Below are 16,588 nucleotides of genomic sequence, written 5' to 3' on the forward strand. Positions count from 1 at the left end.
ATGACCGGCCGGCTATCAACACAATCAGCTCTTCGGCTTGATCTCGTAAGCCAAGGTTTCCTGATCGACGCGCGGCGGAATGGTAACCATGCCCTTCTTGGCAGCCCACACTGTCTGGATCTGAACAGTGGGGATCAGCGCGCGGTCGTTCATGGAGACTTCCGTCACCTTTTCGAACAAGGCGCGGCGCTTCGGGTCGTCCATGGTGCGTGCACCTTCCTGGAGCAGCTTGTCCACTTCCGGATTGGAATAACCCTGCTTGTTGAAGGCGCCGAGGCCGACCTGCGGATCCGCTGTGTGCACGAGCGATCCATAGGTGTAGCTCGCCTCGCCGGTCAGCGTGCCCCAGCCGCTCATCCAGAGCGAGAACTCGCCCTTCTGCTGCGCCGGGAAGAACACAGTGCCGTTGAGCGCATTCGCGTTCACCTTCAATCCAGCGCGGGCCCACATCTGCGAGAGCGCCTCGCACACTGCTCCATCGCCCGGCAGGCGATTGTTGGTGCAATGGAAGTCGATCTCGAAGCCCTTGGGGTAACCCGCATCGGCCAGCAGCTGCTTCGCCTTGGCCAGATCGTAGGGACGCTCGGGCAGGTTCTTGTTGCCGCCGAAGAAACTGGCGGGCATCAGCTGGTTGGCCGGGCGGCCCAGGCCTTCGAGCACGACGCGAACGAGCGTCTTGCGGTCGATGGCGAGATCCATGGCCTCGCGCACCTTGGGATCGCGCAACGGGTTGGCTTCGATCTCCTTGCCGTCGACCTTCACCTTCTTTGGCAGGGTTTCCTTCACATTGGGCGTGATGTTCAGGAAGTAGACCGAGTCGGCCACGAAGGTGTCGACCGACTTGTCCTTCTGCATCGCAGCATAGTCGGTGGCCGGCACGTAGTTGGCGAGGTCGACTTGGCCGGACTTCAGCGCCGCCATGCGAGCCGGATCGCTCGGAATTTCCTTACGGATCACCTTCTGCCAGGGCTGCTTCTCGCCCCAATAGCCATCGAAGCGCTCAAGGACGAGATCACCCTTGGGCTCCCAGGAGACGAATTTGTACGGGCCGGTGCCGATAGCGGCTTTGCCCGAGTTGAACTGCTCGTTGCGGGCTTCCATGCCGACGGACTTCGACACGACGAAGAGGCGGATGAAATCGTTCGGCAGGGTCGGAGCCGAAGCCTTCGTCTTCACGTGCAGGGTGTACTTGTCGGCGACCTTCGTCTCCGCAACCTGCTTCGTATAGATGGTCATGCTCATGGGGCCGGTGACCACCGGGATGCGGTCGATCGAGAACTTCACGTCCTCGGCAGTCAGCTCCGATCCGTCGTGAAACTTCACGCCTTCGCGGATCTTGAACTCCCAGGTCGTGTCGTCGATCGGCTTCCATGAGGTTGCAAGACCTGGCTTCAGTCCCAGGTTCTCGTCCGACATCACGAGCGTATCGAAGATATGACGCAGTGCCTCCGCCTGACTGCCGAGCGTCGACCAATGCGGGTCGATCGAGTCAGGCCCCGCCCGAAGGCCCATGGTCAGCGTTTGTGCCGAAACCGAGCCGCCGAGAACGGTTCCGAGGACGAGAGCTGCGACGAGCGATCCACCAAGCTTGAAGTTTTGTTTCACTTCACTTCCCCTCTTGCTAAGACCCTGGCTTTTCGTCCAAGGTGTTCTTATCGATTAGAACGGTAGGTCACTCGGTTAAGAAAAGTCAACAGCGCCTTGCCCAAACCTCAACCAGCATCTGACGCTTATGAAGGCATCCGTTATAGCGACACGGTACAGACGCCCGACGAACGCATTCTTGCCAATCTCGCTGGGGCGCTTGACCGTACTCTTCCGGTGCCGCTTGGCATCCAGCTGCGCGGCCTGATCGAGTTCGGCATTGCTCTCGGCGAGTTGCCCACCGGTCAGCGCTTGCCCTCCGTGCGGGAATTGGCCGAGCGGGCTGGCATTGCGCATATGACCGTCGCGACGGTTTACCGGGAGTTGCGCGAGGCAGGGCTCATCGAGGCGAAGCCGGGTGCTGGCACTTATGTCGGCGACGGACACAACAGCGACGGCCTGCGCTCGTCCGCTATCCGAAAGATCCAGCGTAGAATCGAAATGCTCTTCACTGAGGCCAAGCAACTCGGCCTCGCACCCTCGGTCGTGTCGTCGCTGGTGAATGCGCGCGCCGCTCGGGGGCCGACGCCGACGCGGCCTCTGCGTCTCGTCATGGTGGGCAATTTCGTCGAGACGACCCAGCAATACGCCAACAGGATCCAGGAATATCTGGGCGCCGGCGACACCATCGCGGTGACGACGGTAGACGCCCTGCATGCCGGCGAGACCTTCCCTCTGCCCTGCGATATCTGCGTCACCCTCGCTCACCGGCGCGGCGAAGTCGAGCACCTCGTTCCCAACGGCATTCCGGTCGTTGGCCTGAGCTTCATTCCGGCGGAAGAGACGCGGGCGCAGCTCGCCATGATCGATCCCATGGCTCGCATCGGCATCGTGTCGATCTTTCCTGAATTCACCGCCCTGATGAAGCCCGGCGTGCTGCGCTTCGCCCCTCACGTTTCCGATGTGGACGTGCGCCTGATCACGGCACCCGACCTGGAGGCGTTTTTGTCTCAGATCGACGTGGCGATCTATGCCAGCGGTGCGGAAGCAACTGTCCGACAGAAGTTGCCGGAGGATCGCCAAGCCATGGAATTCCGCTACGTGCCGGATCCCCATGCCATTCGCGCCACGCTGCTCCCCGTGATCGAGCGGCTGCGCTCGTCCCTCGTTTCGCAAGAGGAAGTCCCTTCATGAAAATCAGTGAGATGAACTGGCTTCAGGTCGAAGAATATCTGAAGACGGATGATCGCGCCGTGGTCCCGCTCGGCTGTACGGAGCAGCACGCCTACCTCAGCCTGTCCGTCGACAGCATCCTGGCGGAACGCGTAGCTTCGGAAGCAGCCGCGCCGACAGGCGTTCCGGTCTTCCCCGTTCAGGCCTACGGCATCACACCTTATTTCATGGCTTATCCGGGAACCATTTCCCTGAGAGCGGATACTTACCTGCGCATCATCACCGACATCCTCGATTCCTTGAAACGCACAGGCTTTCGCCGGATCCTCTTCGTCAACGGCCATGGCGGCAACACGCCCGGCCAGACCGCTGCCATCGAATGGATGGGCGAGAACCCGGATTGCCGCGTGAAATTCCATAACTGGTGGAACGCGCCGCGCACGTTCGAGAAGGTGAAGCAAATCGACCCGGTCGCCTCCCATGCTTCCTGGATGGAGAACTTCCCCTGGACCCGTCTGCCCGGAATCGAGCAACCATCTCACCAGAAGCCGATGGTCGATCTGGAGCGCATGCGCACGTTCGGCCCTAAAGGCGTCCGCGAGATCCTGCAGGACGGAAATTTCGGCGGCTACTTCCAGCGCTCCGATGAAGACATGAACGCCATCTGGTCCGTCGCCATCGAAGAAACCCGCGCGCTGATCGAGAACTGGCAATGAACGAGAACACCATTCTGATCTGGGGCGCAGGCGCCATCGGTGGAACCCTCGGCGCCTATCTGGCTCGTGCGGGCGAAGACGTGCTGCTCGTCGACATCGTCGAGCCGCACGTAGAGGCCATGAAGCGGGACGGCCTCTTCCTCGAGGGGCCAGTCGAGACCTTTCAGCAAACGGTCAAGGCCGCGCTGCCCAGCGAGGTCAAGGGCCAGTTCAAGCGCATCATCCTGGCCGTCAAAGCTCACCACACCCGCGACGCCGTACGGGCCCTGAAACCGCATCTGGCTGATAACGGCACCGTTCTCTCCGCTCAGAACGGGCTGAACGAGATCGTCATTGCCGAGGAAGTCGGTACCGAGCGCACCATCGGCTGCTTCGTCAACTTCGGCGCGGACTGGCTGGAGCCCGGCCGCATTCTTTTCGGAAACCGGGCAGCGGTCGCAGTCGGCGGCCTCGACGGGCAAGCCACGGATGCGGTGCGCGACTATCATCGCCTGCTGTCGATCTTCGAGCCGAAAGCCGTGCTGACCGATAACATCTGGGGCTATCTCTGGGGCAAGCTCGGTTACGGCTCGCTGCTTTTCGCAACGGCGCTGACCAATGCCTCCATGTCCGAGAACCTCGCTTCCGAGCGTCACTTTTCGGTCTATCGCCGCCTTGGGCAGGAAGTGATGGCGGTGGCGAAAGCCCGTGGCGTGAAGCCGTTGGGATTCAACGGCTTCGATCCGGACACCTTCATGCCGGGTGCGGATGAGACGGCAGCGCACCGCTCCGTCGCCGACATGGCCGAGTTCAACCGGCACACGGCCAAGACGCATTCCGGCATCTGGCGCGATCTCGCCGTGCGCAAGCGTAAGACCGAAGTCGACGCACAGATCGCGATCATTGCTGTCCTCGGAAGGGAGGCAGGCATCCCAACGCCTGCCATCAGTAAGCTGGTCGAGCTGATCCACGACATCGAGGACGAGCGGCGCGAACAATCCTGGCCCACCCTCGACGAGATGCTGACGCTATGAATCTGGATTTCACCAATCGCCGCGTTGCCGTGACCGGAGCGGCGCAGGGTATCGGCCGGACCATCGTTCAAGCCCTTGCGGCAGAGGGCGCCCATGTGTGGGCTCTCGACATGGACGATGCCGGCTTGCGCGTCGCTGCGGAAGCGGGAGCCAAAGCGACCAGCACCCTTGATCTTGCGGATCGTGCTGCGGTCGGCCGCGCCTTCGACGAGATGGCGGACAGCCTCGGAGGCATCGACATTCTCGTCAATTGCGCCGGCGGCGTCCGAGGACAAGTGGCAAAACCGATCGAGGAGGTCAGCGAGCAGGATTGGCTTGTTCTCTTCGAGGCCAATGTGCACGGCGCGTTCTGGTGCTCGCAGGCCGTGGCCCCTCACATGAAGCGCCAGACGTTCGGCCGGATCGTCAATATCTCGTCGGGAGCAGGCCTGCGTCCGAGCCTAACCGGCATCCAGGCCTATACGGCCTCGAAGCATGCCCTCGTCGGGCTGACGAAGCAGCTCAGCTTCGAACTCGGTCCTCATGGCATCACCGTCAACAGCGTCGCCCCCGGCTTCGTGCTGTCGAACCCGGCAACGCAGCGCCAGTGGGAGAGCTATGGCCCCGAAGGCCAGGCTCGCCTGGTGGAGAGCATTCATACACGGCGCCTGGGTTATCCGCAGGACATAGCCAATGCCGTCATGTTCCTGGCCTCCGATGCAGCGGCCTGGATCTCCGGACAGATCATCTCCGCGGATGGCGGACGCTCCTGAAGCCAGAATGGGGCGGGCAAATTTTCAAGCAAGGATTTTGAGGAGGAAGCATGGACGATATCAGCAGCCAACCCTGGCGTTGGGACGAGCAGACCTGGCGCGGCAAGGTGGATCACGTGCGCGCCGGCCTCTCCATGAAGCCGGCTAAGTGGAAGAACGGAGCCCGCTGCGCCGTCGCCCTCTCCTTTGATTCCGACCATGAGACGAACGAGCTGCGCGACGGCGGCAAATCCATCGGCCGCATGTCTCAGGGGCAATACGGCAACCGCCAGGGCGTACCGCGCATTCTTAACGCGCTCGCCAAATATGATGCCAAGGCGACCTTCTTCGTCCCCGCCGTCGCCGGCCTCCTGTACGAGGACGAGCAGCGCCGAGTCGTCGCGGAAGGCCACGAGATCGGCATCCACGGCTGGATCCACGAGCTCAACAGCCAGCTACCCTACGAGATCGAACGCGATCTGATGTTCCGCTCGGCGGATGCCCTGGAGCGAATCACGGGCGTGCGTCCCGTCGGCCTGCGAACCCCGTCCTGGGATTTCAGCCCCAGTACGCTGCGCATCGAGCGGGAACTTGGCCTCCTCTACGATTCGTCGCTCATGGCCGACGACGACCCTTACGAATTGCTGGAACAAGGCGAACCCACCGGCATCGTGGAACTTCCCGTGGAATGGATCCGCGACGACGCAGTGTATTTCAACATGCACCGCTTCAACGGCCTGCGCCCGCACACACCGCCGACGGCCGTCTACGACATCTTCTTCCGTGAATTCGAACGGGCCTACGAGGAAGGCGGTCTCTTCCTGCTCACCATGCATCCGCACGTGACCGGCTACCGCTCGCGCATCTGGATCCTCGAAAAGCTCCTGGAGGAGATCACCCGGCGCTCGGATGTTTGGATCGCGACCCATGCGGAGATCGCCGCCTTCGTGAAGGCGGAATGCCCCTGATGAGCTGCCCTCCCCGTGCCCGGGATGCCGGCTTCGCCTGCGGCAGCCTGCCGGCAGGTACGCTCAACAGCATCGCGGATGTCCCAGGCGTTCGCGTCGGCCATCGGACGCTCGTTGATGGCGACATCCGAACCGGGGTGACCGCCATCGTACCGCATGGCGGGAATCTCTATCGAGAGAAGCCGATTGCCGCCGTTCATGTTCTGAACGGCTTCGGAAAAAGCGCAGGACTGGTGCAGGTAGAGGAGTTGGGCACACTCGAGACCCCTATCCTGCTCACCAACACTCTTTCAGTTGGCACCTGCTGCACCGCGCTTGTGCGCCACGCCGTCGAGAACAATCCGGATATCGGCCGCGAGACCGCGACCGTGAACCCAGTCGTGTTCGAGTGCAATGACGGGTACCTGAACGACATTCAGGCTCTGGCCGTCACGGAAGCGGACGCACGTGCTGCTTTGGAGCGCGCTTCACCTCAGTTCGAGGGCGGTTCCGTGGGTGCCGGCTGCGGGATGAGCACCTTCGGTTTCAAGGGCGGCATCGGTTCGTCCTCCCGTCGACTGGATCTCGATGGGCGAAGCTTTCACCTGGGTGTCCTTGTCCTATCCAATTTCGGCCGCCCGGGCGACCTGCGTCTTCCGGGTGGCAAAGTCGTCGGGCCTTCGAAAGCCGCCATGGACGAGAAGGCCGCAGAGAAGGGCTCAATCATCATTATCGCGGCCACGGACATTCCCCTGACCGATCGGCAGCTCAAGCGAGTCATTCGCCGCTCCGGTGTCGGTTTGGCGCGACTGGGCGCCTTCTGGGGCCATGGCAGCGGCGACATCGCACTCGGCTTTACCACCGCCAATATCCTGTCTCACGACGAGAAGGCGGATCTCGTGAACCTTCGCATCCTCAACGAGTGTCGCATCGATCGCCTCTTCGAGGCCATGGCCGACGCCACGCAGGAGGCGGTTCTCGATGCCCTTGTCGCTGCAGGCTCGATAACAGGCCGTGATGGTCATCACCGCCCGGGCCTCGTCGGCGCACTGAAATCTCTCACAACCGAAACGTGAATCCCATGACAGGCAACAAGATCTCCGACAACGATTTCGCCCTCGCGATCCATGGTGGCGCTGGCACGATCCTGCGCAGCAAGATGACGCGCGAGCGGGAAGCCGACTATCATGGAGGCCTGCGCCGTGCGCTCGAGGCCGGGCGCATTGTCCTAGCCGATGGCGGCAGCGCGCTCGATGCGGCATCCGCGGCGGTCATGGCGCTCGAGGACGAACCGCTCTTCAATGCGGGGCGTGGGGCGGTTTATACCTCGGCCGGCACGCAGGAAATGGATGCTGCCGTCATGGACGGGCGCGACCGCTCGGCTGGGGCCGTCGCCGGGATCTGCGGCCCGCGCAATCCGGTCCTTGCCGCCCGCGCCGTGATGGAGCATTCCGGCCACGTGATCCTCATCGGGGAAAGCGCCCTGCAGTTCTGCCGCAGGCAAGGCCTCGCTTTCGAGGAGCCTACCTATTTCTACACTGAGCAGCGCTGGAACGCTTTGCAGGAAACGCTTGCCATCCGCGAAAGCGGCGCGGACGACCAGGACGAGTCGCGCAAGCATGGCACGGTCGGCGCGGTGGCCCGCGACAGACATGGCAACCTTGCTGCCGCTACATCCACTGGTGGCATGACCGCTAAATCTCCAGGACGCGTCGGCGACAGTCCCGTGATCGGTGCAGGGACATGGGCTGACAACGAGACCTGCGCCATCTCGGCGACGGGTCACGGCGAGATCTTCATCCGCTATGCGGCTGCCCATGAGATCGCGTCCCGCATGCGCTATGCTGGCCAGTCTCTGGAAGAAGCGGCGCGTGCCGTCGTGATCGACATGCTGGCGCCTGCCGGAGGTTCCGGTGGCGTCATTGCAGTCGACCAAGCCGGCAACGTTTCCCTGCCCTTCAATTGCTCGGGCATGTATCGCGGCGTGGTCAGAGGTGACGGCAGGCTGCTGACTGCGATCTATGACGAGCCGCTCATCGATTTCCGGAATGCATAGGGGCGCAGAAAGCGGCTGGAGAAATGAGGCATTGAACCGAGGTGGACATCGATGAATGATTGTGCGGTTTAGACAAGGGAGAGCCTACCGTGATCTCGAACTATACCTCAGCAGCGGCTTTTCTCGCCAGCACTCTCGTCTCATCGTACGCCTTCGCACAACAACCTTCCCAGCAGCAGACCGGGCTCTGGTCCGTTTACGAACAAAGTATCAAGACTGCCAAGCATATCGACCTCACTCACGCCTTCGCACCGGTTCAGCCGGTCTGGCCAGGCTTCGGACACGCGGAGTTCAAGGCGACGACGGCAGGGTCCGATATGCCGAATTACGTCGCGAAGGGTGACGAATACACCTATGCCAAGCATGGGTTCGTCGCCACGAGTTATCTGCTCACCACGGATCAGTACGGTACGCAGCTCGATCCGCCGGCCCATTGGGACGAGTACGGTGCAACGATAAGCGACCTTCCGCCGACATATGCAGTCCGTCCGCTTGTGGTAATCCCGATCCATGAAAAAGTGGCTGCGGATCCGGGCTATCACCTCAGTGTGCAGGACATCCAGGATTGGGAGAGCCGGAACGGGCGAATTCCCGAAGGCGCCGTCGTTATGGTCCGCTCGGACTGGTACAAGGGCTGGAACGACTCGGCCCGATTTGCCAGTAAGCCGCATCCTGGGGTCAGCCTCGATACTCTCAAGTTCCTGCATCTCGAGCGCAAAATCCTGTTTCATGGGCACGAGCCTCTCGACACGGACACGACACCGACTCTCGAAGGCGAATCCTGGCTTCTGCACAATCACTTCACTCAAGCCGAAGGTGTCGCCAATCTCGACAAGGTCCCCGAGACCGGTGCCCTGATCTCCATCGGCTTCGCCAAGCCTCTCGGCGGCACGGGTGGCTATGCCCGATATGTGGCCATCGCTCCGGCCGACTGGCCGCATGGCGTGACTGTCGCTGAAGCTCCTGGCGCCCCGTTGCCGAAGCAATCGGCTCCCCTGCGCCGCGACGAAAAAGGTGTGATGCGCCCGCAAGCGGGCGCAAAGTGAACTCATGCATGAGAGGGCCGTTCAGCGGCTCTCTCGGCTCTGCCGTCCTGCGCCTATTCCCACTCTTAAAGAAGCGCCTATATCCCTCCCGTCTGGAACCAGCCCTGAAGAGGATTTTCCCATGCCGCTCAACGATAATCCCGTTTGGTTCATCACGGGCTGCTCGACCGGGTTCGGACGGGAACTGGCGCAACTGGTGCTGCGACGGGGCTGGCGCACCGTGGTGACGGCGCGCAATGCCAGTCGCGTAGAGGATCTAACCCGCGGATATGAGGAGAAGGCGCTGGCCCTGTCGCTCGATGTCACCAAACATGGTGACATCGTCGCGGCCGTCAATGAGGCTGAGACACGTTTTGGCGCCATCGACGTGCTCGTGAACAATGCCGGCTATGGGTACCAAGCCTCCATCGAGGAAGGCGACGACGCAGAGATCCGCGCCCAGTTCGAGACGAATGTCTTCGGTCTTGCAGCCATGACCCGCGCAGTGCTTCCCGGCATGCGGGCGCGCCGTCGTGGGCATATCGTCAATATCTCATCGCAGGCTGGCTTCATCGGTTATCCAGGCTCCGGCTACTACGCCGCGACCAAGCATGCGGTGGAGGGCTTGTCAGACGCACTCTCCAAGGAGGTCGCGCCGCCCGGGATCAAGGTAACCTGCGTCGAGCCTGGACCGTTCCGCACCGATTGGGCGGGCCGCTCCCTGCAGCAGCGGCGCCCGACGATTGCCGATTACCAGGACACCGTCGGCGCCCGCCTTGAAACGACGGCGAACTACAGCGGCAAGCAACCCGGCGATCCTGTTCGGGCGGCGGAAGCCATCATCAAGGCCGTCGAGGCGAACGATCCGCCCAAGCATCTGGTTCTGGGCGCCATTGCGCTCGACGGAATCGGGGAGAAGCTCAAGGAAACTCTCGCGGAAGTCGAAGCCTGGGCGGAGACAAGCCGGGGAGCGGATTATCCGGAGAGCGAGCGCTAGAAACACGTTTGCATGATGGACGGGACGGCGGCTGTCCTGATCGCATCGTATCGGGCGACCAATTGTGGTATGCCCACCGCCTCCTCCAACTCCCATCAAAGGAGCTTCTCGGCCATGAGCCTCGAATCCGTTCGCACCTTTCTGGCCCAGAACGCACCGGATATCGAGATCATCGAAATGCAGACCAGCACCGCCACCGTGACCCAGGCGGCGGAAGCACATGGCGTCGAGCCCGAAAAAATTGCCAAGACGCTGTCTCTGCGCGTGGGAGAGAAAAGCTTTCTCGTCGTCACGAGCGGTACGGCGCGGCTGGATAACCGCAAGGTCAAGGCAACCTTCGGTGGCAAGGCCTCCCTGCTGGATGCGGAACAGGTTCAGGCTCTCACCGGGCACCCCGTTGGCGGGATCTGCCCGTTCGGGTTGGCAACGCCGCTTCCGATCTACTGCGACATCTCCCTGAAAGCCTTCGACGAAGTCGTCCCGGCGGCGGGTTCGATCCACACGGCTGTGCGCATCCATCCTCAGCGGATGGCCGATCTCGTTGGCGCCGATTGGGTGGATGTGTGTCAATAGATCGCTCAAAAGGAATGAGTGCAACCGACCGTAGAGATCATCGTTGGGCAGACGCGCTTATGGCTTCAGATGCTCATTCCGGACGGCGGCAGATCGTTCGGCGCGGAAAACCAGGCCCACTATTTGCCGGCCCCGACCTTCGGTTCCACACGATGCGCTAGGCCGGAAGGCATCATAGATGCCCCAGCTTCCAAGCTAAATGATGTAAAAATCTTTCTCAGCCATGGCGAGACCAGACTTCAACTTGAAAAACAGAATGGCCTTGTACTTGGAGCCGGAGCCATCCGCGTCATAGGACAGGTAGCCGTTCTTCTTGTTATAGACTAGATAGTCGTTCCCATCCTGGGCTTTGCTGCCGATGGTCAAGAAATCCGGTTTCAGCTTTCCTGTCTCGCGTAGCTTTTTGAAAACGCTGTTCTCCAGGCGGATTCTATCATCCTTTACATTGAAGTCCGTGATCGTATCGACATTGGTCTTCGCATTCAGCACATTCTTGAAAATGAAGATGTCACGTCCCCATCCCGCGGATAAGGTGTCTTTCCCGGCTCCACCATCGAGAACGTCATTACCGGCGTCGCTGTAAAGCCTGTCGTTGCCATCTCCGCCCTGCAAGGTGTCCGCGTGCATTCCTCCATAGAGCGTATCGTTGCCGCTCTGCCCGAGCAGTCGGTTGCTTTCGGTGCCGCCATAGAGTCGGTCATGACCGGCGCCAGCATAGATCGTGTCCTGTCCCGTGTCCCCATAGAGAAGGTCATTTCCATCCCCACCTGAGAGGAAGTCGTTCCCGATCCCTCCATACAAGACATCCTGCCCGACACCACCATCGATGATATCGTTGCCACCATCTCCATAGAGCCCGTCGTCTCCGTCGAGGCCATAGATCCCGTTGGCACCCAAATTACCGAAGATCTCATTGGAGAGCGCGTTGCCCGTTAGATTGATGGCGGAATAGCCGCCTGAGGCTTTCAAAATTTCGATATTGGCGCTCAACGTGTATGACGCGTCGGCCAAGACGGTATCATGCCCCTGTCCAATGTCCTCCCAGGCAATATCGAATGGGCTGTCGACAATATAAAGATCGTCCCCGGCTCCGCCGGTCAAGGTGTCGACACCTCCCTTACCGTCGAGCTTGTCGTTGCCGGAAGTGCCTGCGATCAGGTTCGCGGAATCACTACCGATCAGGGACAGGGAACTCGTCCCATCGACAGCGATAACCTCTTCGATCTCGGCATCGGACGCCATGGCGAAGCTGACACTCGTCAAGACGACATCGGAGCCCCCTCCGATTGTTTCGAGGACGCGGTCGTCCCTGCTATCGACGATGTAGGTGTCGTTGCCTAATCCACCATCCAGCGTATCTGCGCCGGCCCCGCCATCGAGACGGTCATTCCCGGCATATCCTTCTAGATAATCGCCGTGAGACGAACCCATGAGGTGGTCATCGCCTTGCATGACGGCAGTTGCAGCGGCGGCACCTTGCGCGTGGAAACTGGTGAGCCCAGGATAAGTAGACTGTACCAAACCATTCACTTCGCTATAGACCAACCAAGGCGTGCTCTGTGGTCCGAAGCGAAGATATGCGATGCTTTTACCAGCCTCGAAGACTATAGATCCCTCGTAGAAGACATCGACAGGATCTTGATAAATTATAATCTTGAAACTCGCTATGTAATAACCGGATTCCATTCTATCGACTAGGCTTTCACCCACGACCGACGTGAAGAGTTCCTCCAATCTGAGCCCTTGCGGCATGCTGCTAGTGAACGTGACAACGGCCATAGTGGGTTACCAGAGAACTTTCAAGTGAGTGGTCAGCAATGGAGCATATCGGGGTCGGCTACGCTCAAAACAGGAATCCGACTTCCACTCACGCCCGAATTGGCCGATCGGCGCTACAGTTCGAAATCCAATCCGCAGGGCACTTCGGATATTTAGTCCTAAGTCTTCACCAAGGCAACACAGACTTGATCCCACGCAACTTGACGAGGAGCAGCGCGCCGATGCGAGGAATCGCCGCATGGCAGCATAGCACCGTACTTGCCGTCCGCAGCCAACCACAAATCAGGATCGCTGCGGTAGCGGCTGACGAGGCTGGGAGCTGGTCTCGATCCCTTCCGATGATCCGGACCTTACGGTCAGCAACGCCACCGGTGTGATCGCGAGGATGACGAGAAACGCCGCAAGCCCGAAACAGGCGCTGTAGCCGAAATGCTGAGCGATCCAGCCTGCCCCGATGCCGCCGATCATGCTGACGAGCGCGTCCATGCATTGCAGCAGCGTGAAGTCGATCCCAGCCTGGCGAGGATCCGAGAGTGTCATGAACTGTGCATAAAGCGCCACGAACCCGAGCGCCATGATGGCGGACGAACTGCCAAGCGCAAGGCCCAGTAGAAGCAATTGAGATGCTCCCCCGTTCCACGCGGCCGCCGCAAGTCCAGACAGAGTGAGAGCCTGCAGGACGAGCGCGAGGACCATGATCGCTCGTGCTCCCCAAGATCGGACCAGAGCGCCGCCCAGAAGCGCGCAGCCGAAACCGAGGATCATCCCTCCGGCCCCATTGACGATTCCGAGCGAATCCAGATCGAGACCGGAATCGACGAGGAATGGACCTAGCATCGCCAAGCCCCATTTCTGTGATACGGCATAAAGTGCGGCCAGCGCCAGCCCCTTGCGCATCTCTGTACGCCTCAGTGCGTCACGCAGAGATGGCCTATGAGTTCTCGCGTCGACTGGTGTGATCGCAGGCGACAGGACGAAGGGCAGCCCGAGCAGCAGGAGAAGGACCGCCATGACGATCATGGCCTGAATCCAGTCGACTCGCGCAACGAGCACCAGGAAAAGACCTGAGCCAATCGCGGAACCGAGATAGGCCCCACCCACCTGAGCGGCATTGCCCCAGCCGTGATACCGCTCGGACAGGCTTTCGACGGCATGACCATCGCAAGCGATATCGACGGTCGAGGCTGCGAACGCGACCACAATGAATATGGCCATGAGTGGCGCAAAGCTGGTCGGACCGATCACGGCAGCCAAGACGAAGCAGACGGCCGAGATCAGCCCGCCGATCAGGACGATGGATCGCGACCGGCTCGGACCGGTTGACGGCAGACGATAGCGCTCGATCGCCGGGGCCCAGAGAAACTTCAGCACCCATGGCAGAACCGCGAGGTAGGTCAGCCCAATCTGGTCGAGAGGCAGTCCACGACCGCGAAGCACACTCGGGAGAGCGCTGAAGGTCACTCCTCCGATGATGCTCTGCCCCACATACAATCCTCCGATCGCAAGGACGATAGCGAGCGGGGTGTCGAGACCGCGAGCGGGCGGCGCTCCTGAGGCCGTCATCGTCACCACCGGTACCGCAGACCTGCGATGACCTTACGGCCCTCGTCGAAGTAGCAATAGTTGGACGTGCAGACCTGACCGTCCTCGTCGAGCAGGTTCGTGGCATTCACCTGGAAGCGCAGTCCCTTGAGGCTCGGATTGATATTCTCGAGATCATAGCGGATTGCGGCATCGAGATAGGTACGAGGATCGTTCTCGATCACGAGGCGGTTGAGGTTGTCGCCGAAGCTGGAGCCGACATAGCGCACGCCGCCGGCAATGCCGAGGCCCCTGGCCGGTCCCTCCTGAACAGTATAATCGAGCCAGAACGATGCTAGATGGTAGGGTACGCTCGTCAGCCGATTGCCCACGGTTTCCGGGGTCAGCTTCTCGATGCGCGCATCGGTGTAGGAATAGGACGCCTGGATGTTCAGACCTTCCGTCAGCGAGGCAACGCCTTCAAGCTCGAAGCCCTGGGAGCGCAGATCGAGCTGAACCTGCTGGTTCGTGCCATCGACGACTTGGTAGACCACCACGTTGTCCTGATGAATATCGAAGACGGCAGCACGCAGCGATGCATTGAGACCTGGAAGGTCGTATTTCACGCCGACCTCGACCTGTTCGCCCGTCGTCGGCTCGGCCACGCCGCCGCCCAGAATGGTACCTGGATTGGGCGTGAAGGACGTACCCCAGCTCACATAGGGCGCGAGCCCGAAATCGGTCACATAGCCCAAAGCGGCACGCCCCGTGAACTTGGTGTCATCCCGATCGAACTCGAGGCCTGCACTGTCGAACTCGCTCGTCAGCCAGTCATGACGGCCGCTAAGAGTCAGCCGCCAGTTCTGCCACTTGAGTTGATCCTGAATGTAAATTCCAGTGAGGGTCTGCGTCTGATCCTCCCGATATGAGAGCACTGGATCTGTCCCGATGGGGACGACGCCGAAACCTTGCTTGGAGACATAGCTCAAGCGGCTGACATCCAGACCGGTCAGGATCGTGTGGTCGACCGCACCCGTTTTCAAGCGGCTTTCGAGATAGGTATCGCTGACGATACCCCAATTGTTCTCGCGAGTGAGGCCCGACCCAGCGAAGAAATATTCCTGGTTGGTGCCAAGCGCAGAGAACCGCGTGCGCTGGCGCAGGATGAACATATCGTTGAGGCGATGCTCGAACTCATAGCCGATCCGGCCCTGCTTCTGGCGAAAATCATTGTATCGCTTGTCGCCGGCAAACACACGGGTCGCGCCGATCGAGAGGCTGGTGGGATTGCCTGCAGCGTCCAGCGCGTAGTTGTTGATATAGGCTGCGGTACCACCGGTGGTCGAATCCATGTATTCGCCGAGGATCGTCAGCATCGTGGCATCGTTCGGCCTCCAGGTGAAGGCCGGCGCGATGAAGATCCGGTCGTCCTTGACGGCATCGATCTCGGTTCCCGCATCGCGCACGAGACCGGTCAGACGATAGAAGAACGTGTTGTCGGAATTGACGGGACCTGAAAGATCGAAGTTGCCCTGAAGACGTCCATAGAAGCCGGTTTGAACTTCGACTTCGCGAAAGGGTAGAAAAGTCGGGCGCTTCGAAATCAGATCGACGACGCCACCGGTGCTGCTTGCGCCATAAATCGAGGCCGCGGGCCCTCTCAGAACCGTAATTCCGTCCAAGCCGTAAGGCTCGAGCCGGAACAAGCCGTTCGGGCTGTTCACCTGGCGCAGGCCATCACGGAATACCCCGGTATAGGTGACATCGATGCCGCGGATGGTGAAGGCGTCGTAACGCGGATCAAAACCGTAGCTCCCAACCCGGGCGCCAGGCGTATAGGATAGTGCATCGAGCAACGTCTGGGGCTTGCGATCCTCCAGTTGCTCCTGCGTGACCGTTGACATCGACCGAGGCGTCTCGAGAACTGGCGTGTCCGTCTTGGTTGCACTGCGGGTCGACGTGGCGACATAGCCGTCGGCGGTGATGTCACCCCCCTGCCCGGTTTGGCTCCCTTCAACCGTCACCTCCTCAAGCTGAATGGCGCGCGTCTCTGATGTCTGAGCGAACACTTCAGTTGAAACGAAAACAAGAGCTGACGATGCCAGCAACGTAAGGGACAGCTTCACAACAGAAACCTTCATATCACGACGACGGTTTCCGCCCATCAGAACAGTTCTCGGAGAGTCAAATACTATAGTTTTTAATTATTATAATAAAATTATACATATATTCGAACTATTCTAACCTATATCAGCGTTAGTTGCCGAAACATGCTCATTCGTTTAGCCGGCAGCGTCCGCCGAACTGACGCACATACTTTTGATACTGTCGGCGAATTCAGAGGGTTGGCGCCAACGCAGCAAAGCGGGTCACGCGCGTCTTGGTGCGCGGCCATCCGTCCAACCAGTGTACGACCCGCAAGACGTTCATCGCAGCCGCCGAACACACCTCCTGGAGGCCGGTCTTCAGGAGC

At 60.5% G+C, this 16,588-nt stretch carries 14 protein-coding genes; 10 read left to right on the forward strand and 4 right to left on the reverse strand.

The genetic code is table 11. The annotated features are described in order from the left end of the window. Positions 1-24: 24 nt before the first annotated feature. Positions 25-1,605, reverse strand: coding sequence for an ABC transporter substrate-binding protein (locus FS320_RS09580; RefSeq protein WP_162002900.1), 1,581 nt, complete (start codon positions 1,603-1,605; stop codon positions 25-27). A gap of 96 nt (positions 1,606-1,701) precedes the next feature. Between FS320_RS09580 and FS320_RS09585 the strand changes: the two genes are divergently transcribed. The 10 genes from FS320_RS09585 to FS320_RS09630 all read left to right on the forward strand — a co-directional run bounded on the left by FS320_RS09585 (position 1,702) and on the right by FS320_RS09630 (position 10,815). After that, positions 1,702-2,778: a GntR family transcriptional regulator gene (locus FS320_RS09585; RefSeq protein ID WP_152711174.1), complete on the forward strand. Its 1,077-nt coding sequence runs from the start codon at positions 1,702-1,704 to the stop codon at positions 2,776-2,778. After that, positions 2,775-3,473, forward strand: coding sequence for a creatininase family protein (locus FS320_RS09590; RefSeq protein WP_152711176.1), 699 nt, complete (start codon positions 2,775-2,777; stop codon positions 3,471-3,473). The genes FS320_RS09585 and FS320_RS09590 overlap by 4 nt, the downstream gene beginning before the upstream one ends. Then, positions 3,470-4,486 carry a ketopantoate reductase family protein gene (locus FS320_RS09595; RefSeq protein ID WP_152711178.1) on the forward strand — a complete coding sequence of 339 codons (1,017 nt, stop codon included), beginning with the start codon at positions 3,470-3,472 and terminating at the stop codon, positions 4,484-4,486. The genes FS320_RS09590 and FS320_RS09595 overlap by 4 nt, the downstream gene beginning before the upstream one ends. Beyond that, positions 4,483-5,238 carry an SDR family NAD(P)-dependent oxidoreductase gene (locus FS320_RS09600; RefSeq protein ID WP_152711179.1) on the forward strand — a complete coding sequence of 252 codons (756 nt, stop codon included), beginning with the start codon at positions 4,483-4,485 and terminating at the stop codon, positions 5,236-5,238. Before FS320_RS09595 ends, FS320_RS09600 begins: the two co-directional genes overlap by 4 nt. A 50-nt stretch (positions 5,239-5,288) precedes the next feature. Then, a complete protein-coding gene (locus tag FS320_RS09605) occupies positions 5,289-6,185 on the forward strand; it encodes a polysaccharide deacetylase family protein (RefSeq protein WP_152711181.1) in 897 nt (298 codons plus the stop codon). After that, positions 6,185-7,240 (forward strand): DmpA family aminopeptidase, encoded by a 1,056-nt coding sequence (locus FS320_RS09610; RefSeq protein WP_152711183.1) that lies wholly within the window; start codon positions 6,185-6,187, stop codon positions 7,238-7,240. The genes FS320_RS09605 and FS320_RS09610 overlap by 1 nt, the downstream gene beginning before the upstream one ends. 5 nt (positions 7,241-7,245) lie before the next feature. After that, positions 7,246-8,220, forward strand: a complete 975-nt coding sequence (locus FS320_RS09615) for an isoaspartyl peptidase/L-asparaginase family protein (protein ID WP_152711185.1) — start codon at positions 7,246-7,248, stop codon at positions 8,218-8,220. A gap of 89 nt (positions 8,221-8,309) precedes the next feature. Further along, complete coding sequence (locus FS320_RS09620) at positions 8,310-9,266, forward strand: cyclase family protein (RefSeq protein ID WP_162002901.1); 957 nt, start codon at positions 8,310-8,312, stop codon at positions 9,264-9,266. A 121-nt stretch (positions 9,267-9,387) separates the two neighbouring features. Then, positions 9,388-10,242: an oxidoreductase gene (locus tag FS320_RS09625; protein ID WP_152711188.1), complete on the forward strand. Its 855-nt coding sequence runs from the start codon at positions 9,388-9,390 to the stop codon at positions 10,240-10,242. Positions 10,243-10,356: 114 nt separating this feature from the next. Continuing rightward, positions 10,357-10,815, forward strand: a complete 459-nt coding sequence (locus FS320_RS09630; protein WP_152711190.1) for a YbaK/EbsC family protein — start codon at positions 10,357-10,359, stop codon at positions 10,813-10,815. 195 nt (positions 10,816-11,010) lie between these two features. On the opposite strand, the gene FS320_RS09635 is transcribed toward FS320_RS09630, so the two are convergent. The 3 genes from FS320_RS09635 to FS320_RS09645 form a co-directional block, all read right to left on the reverse strand. Then, positions 11,011-12,594: a calcium-binding protein gene (locus tag FS320_RS09635; protein ID WP_152711192.1), complete on the reverse strand. Its 1,584-nt coding sequence runs from the start codon at positions 12,592-12,594 to the stop codon at positions 11,011-11,013. A gap of 282 nt (positions 12,595-12,876) precedes the next feature. Next, the gene (locus tag FS320_RS09640) at positions 12,877-14,157 is read right to left on the reverse strand and encodes an MFS transporter (RefSeq protein ID WP_152711194.1); all 1,281 of its coding nucleotides are present in this window, start codon (positions 14,155-14,157) and stop codon (positions 12,877-12,879) included. 2 nt (positions 14,158-14,159) lie between these two features. Continuing rightward, positions 14,160-16,241 (reverse strand): TonB-dependent siderophore receptor, encoded by a 2,082-nt coding sequence (locus FS320_RS09645; protein ID WP_342211956.1) that lies wholly within the window; start codon positions 16,239-16,241, stop codon positions 14,160-14,162. Between the last annotated feature and the right edge of the window lie 347 nt (positions 16,242-16,588).

It is taken from the genome of Microvirga tunisiensis, from assembly GCF_009296175.1.
GTDB lineage: Bacteria > Pseudomonadota > Alphaproteobacteria > Rhizobiales > Beijerinckiaceae > Microvirga > Microvirga tunisiensis.

Bases quoted from the DNA above. Each gene is read 5' to 3' on its own strand.
- FS320_RS09600 (WP_152711179.1), top strand. From the start codon at position 4,483: ATGAATCTGGATTTCACCAATCGCCGCGTTGCCGTGACCGGAGCGGCG.
- FS320_RS09590 (WP_152711176.1), top strand. From the start codon at position 2,775: ATGAAAATCAGTGAGATGAACTGGCTTCAGGTCGAAGAATATCTGAAG.
- FS320_RS09605 (WP_152711181.1), top strand. From the start codon at position 5,289: ATGGACGATATCAGCAGCCAACCCTGGCGTTGGGACGAGCAGACCTGG.
- FS320_RS09630 (WP_152711190.1), top strand. From the start codon at position 10,357: ATGAGCCTCGAATCCGTTCGCACCTTTCTGGCCCAGAACGCACCGGAT.
- FS320_RS09595 (WP_152711178.1), top strand. From the start codon at position 3,470: ATGAACGAGAACACCATTCTGATCTGGGGCGCAGGCGCCATCGGTGGA.
- FS320_RS09615 (WP_152711185.1), top strand. From the start codon at position 7,246: ATGACAGGCAACAAGATCTCCGACAACGATTTCGCCCTCGCGATCCAT.
- FS320_RS09635 (WP_152711192.1), bottom strand. From the start codon at position 12,594: ATGGCCGTTGTCACGTTCACTAGCAGCATGCCGCAAGGGCTCAGATTG.
- FS320_RS09625 (WP_152711188.1), top strand. From the start codon at position 9,388: ATGCCGCTCAACGATAATCCCGTTTGGTTCATCACGGGCTGCTCGACC.
- FS320_RS09610 (WP_152711183.1), top strand. From the start codon at position 6,185: ATGAGCTGCCCTCCCCGTGCCCGGGATGCCGGCTTCGCCTGCGGCAGC.
- FS320_RS09640 (WP_152711194.1), bottom strand. From the start codon at position 14,157: ATGACGGCCTCAGGAGCGCCGCCCGCTCGCGGTCTCGACACCCCGCTC.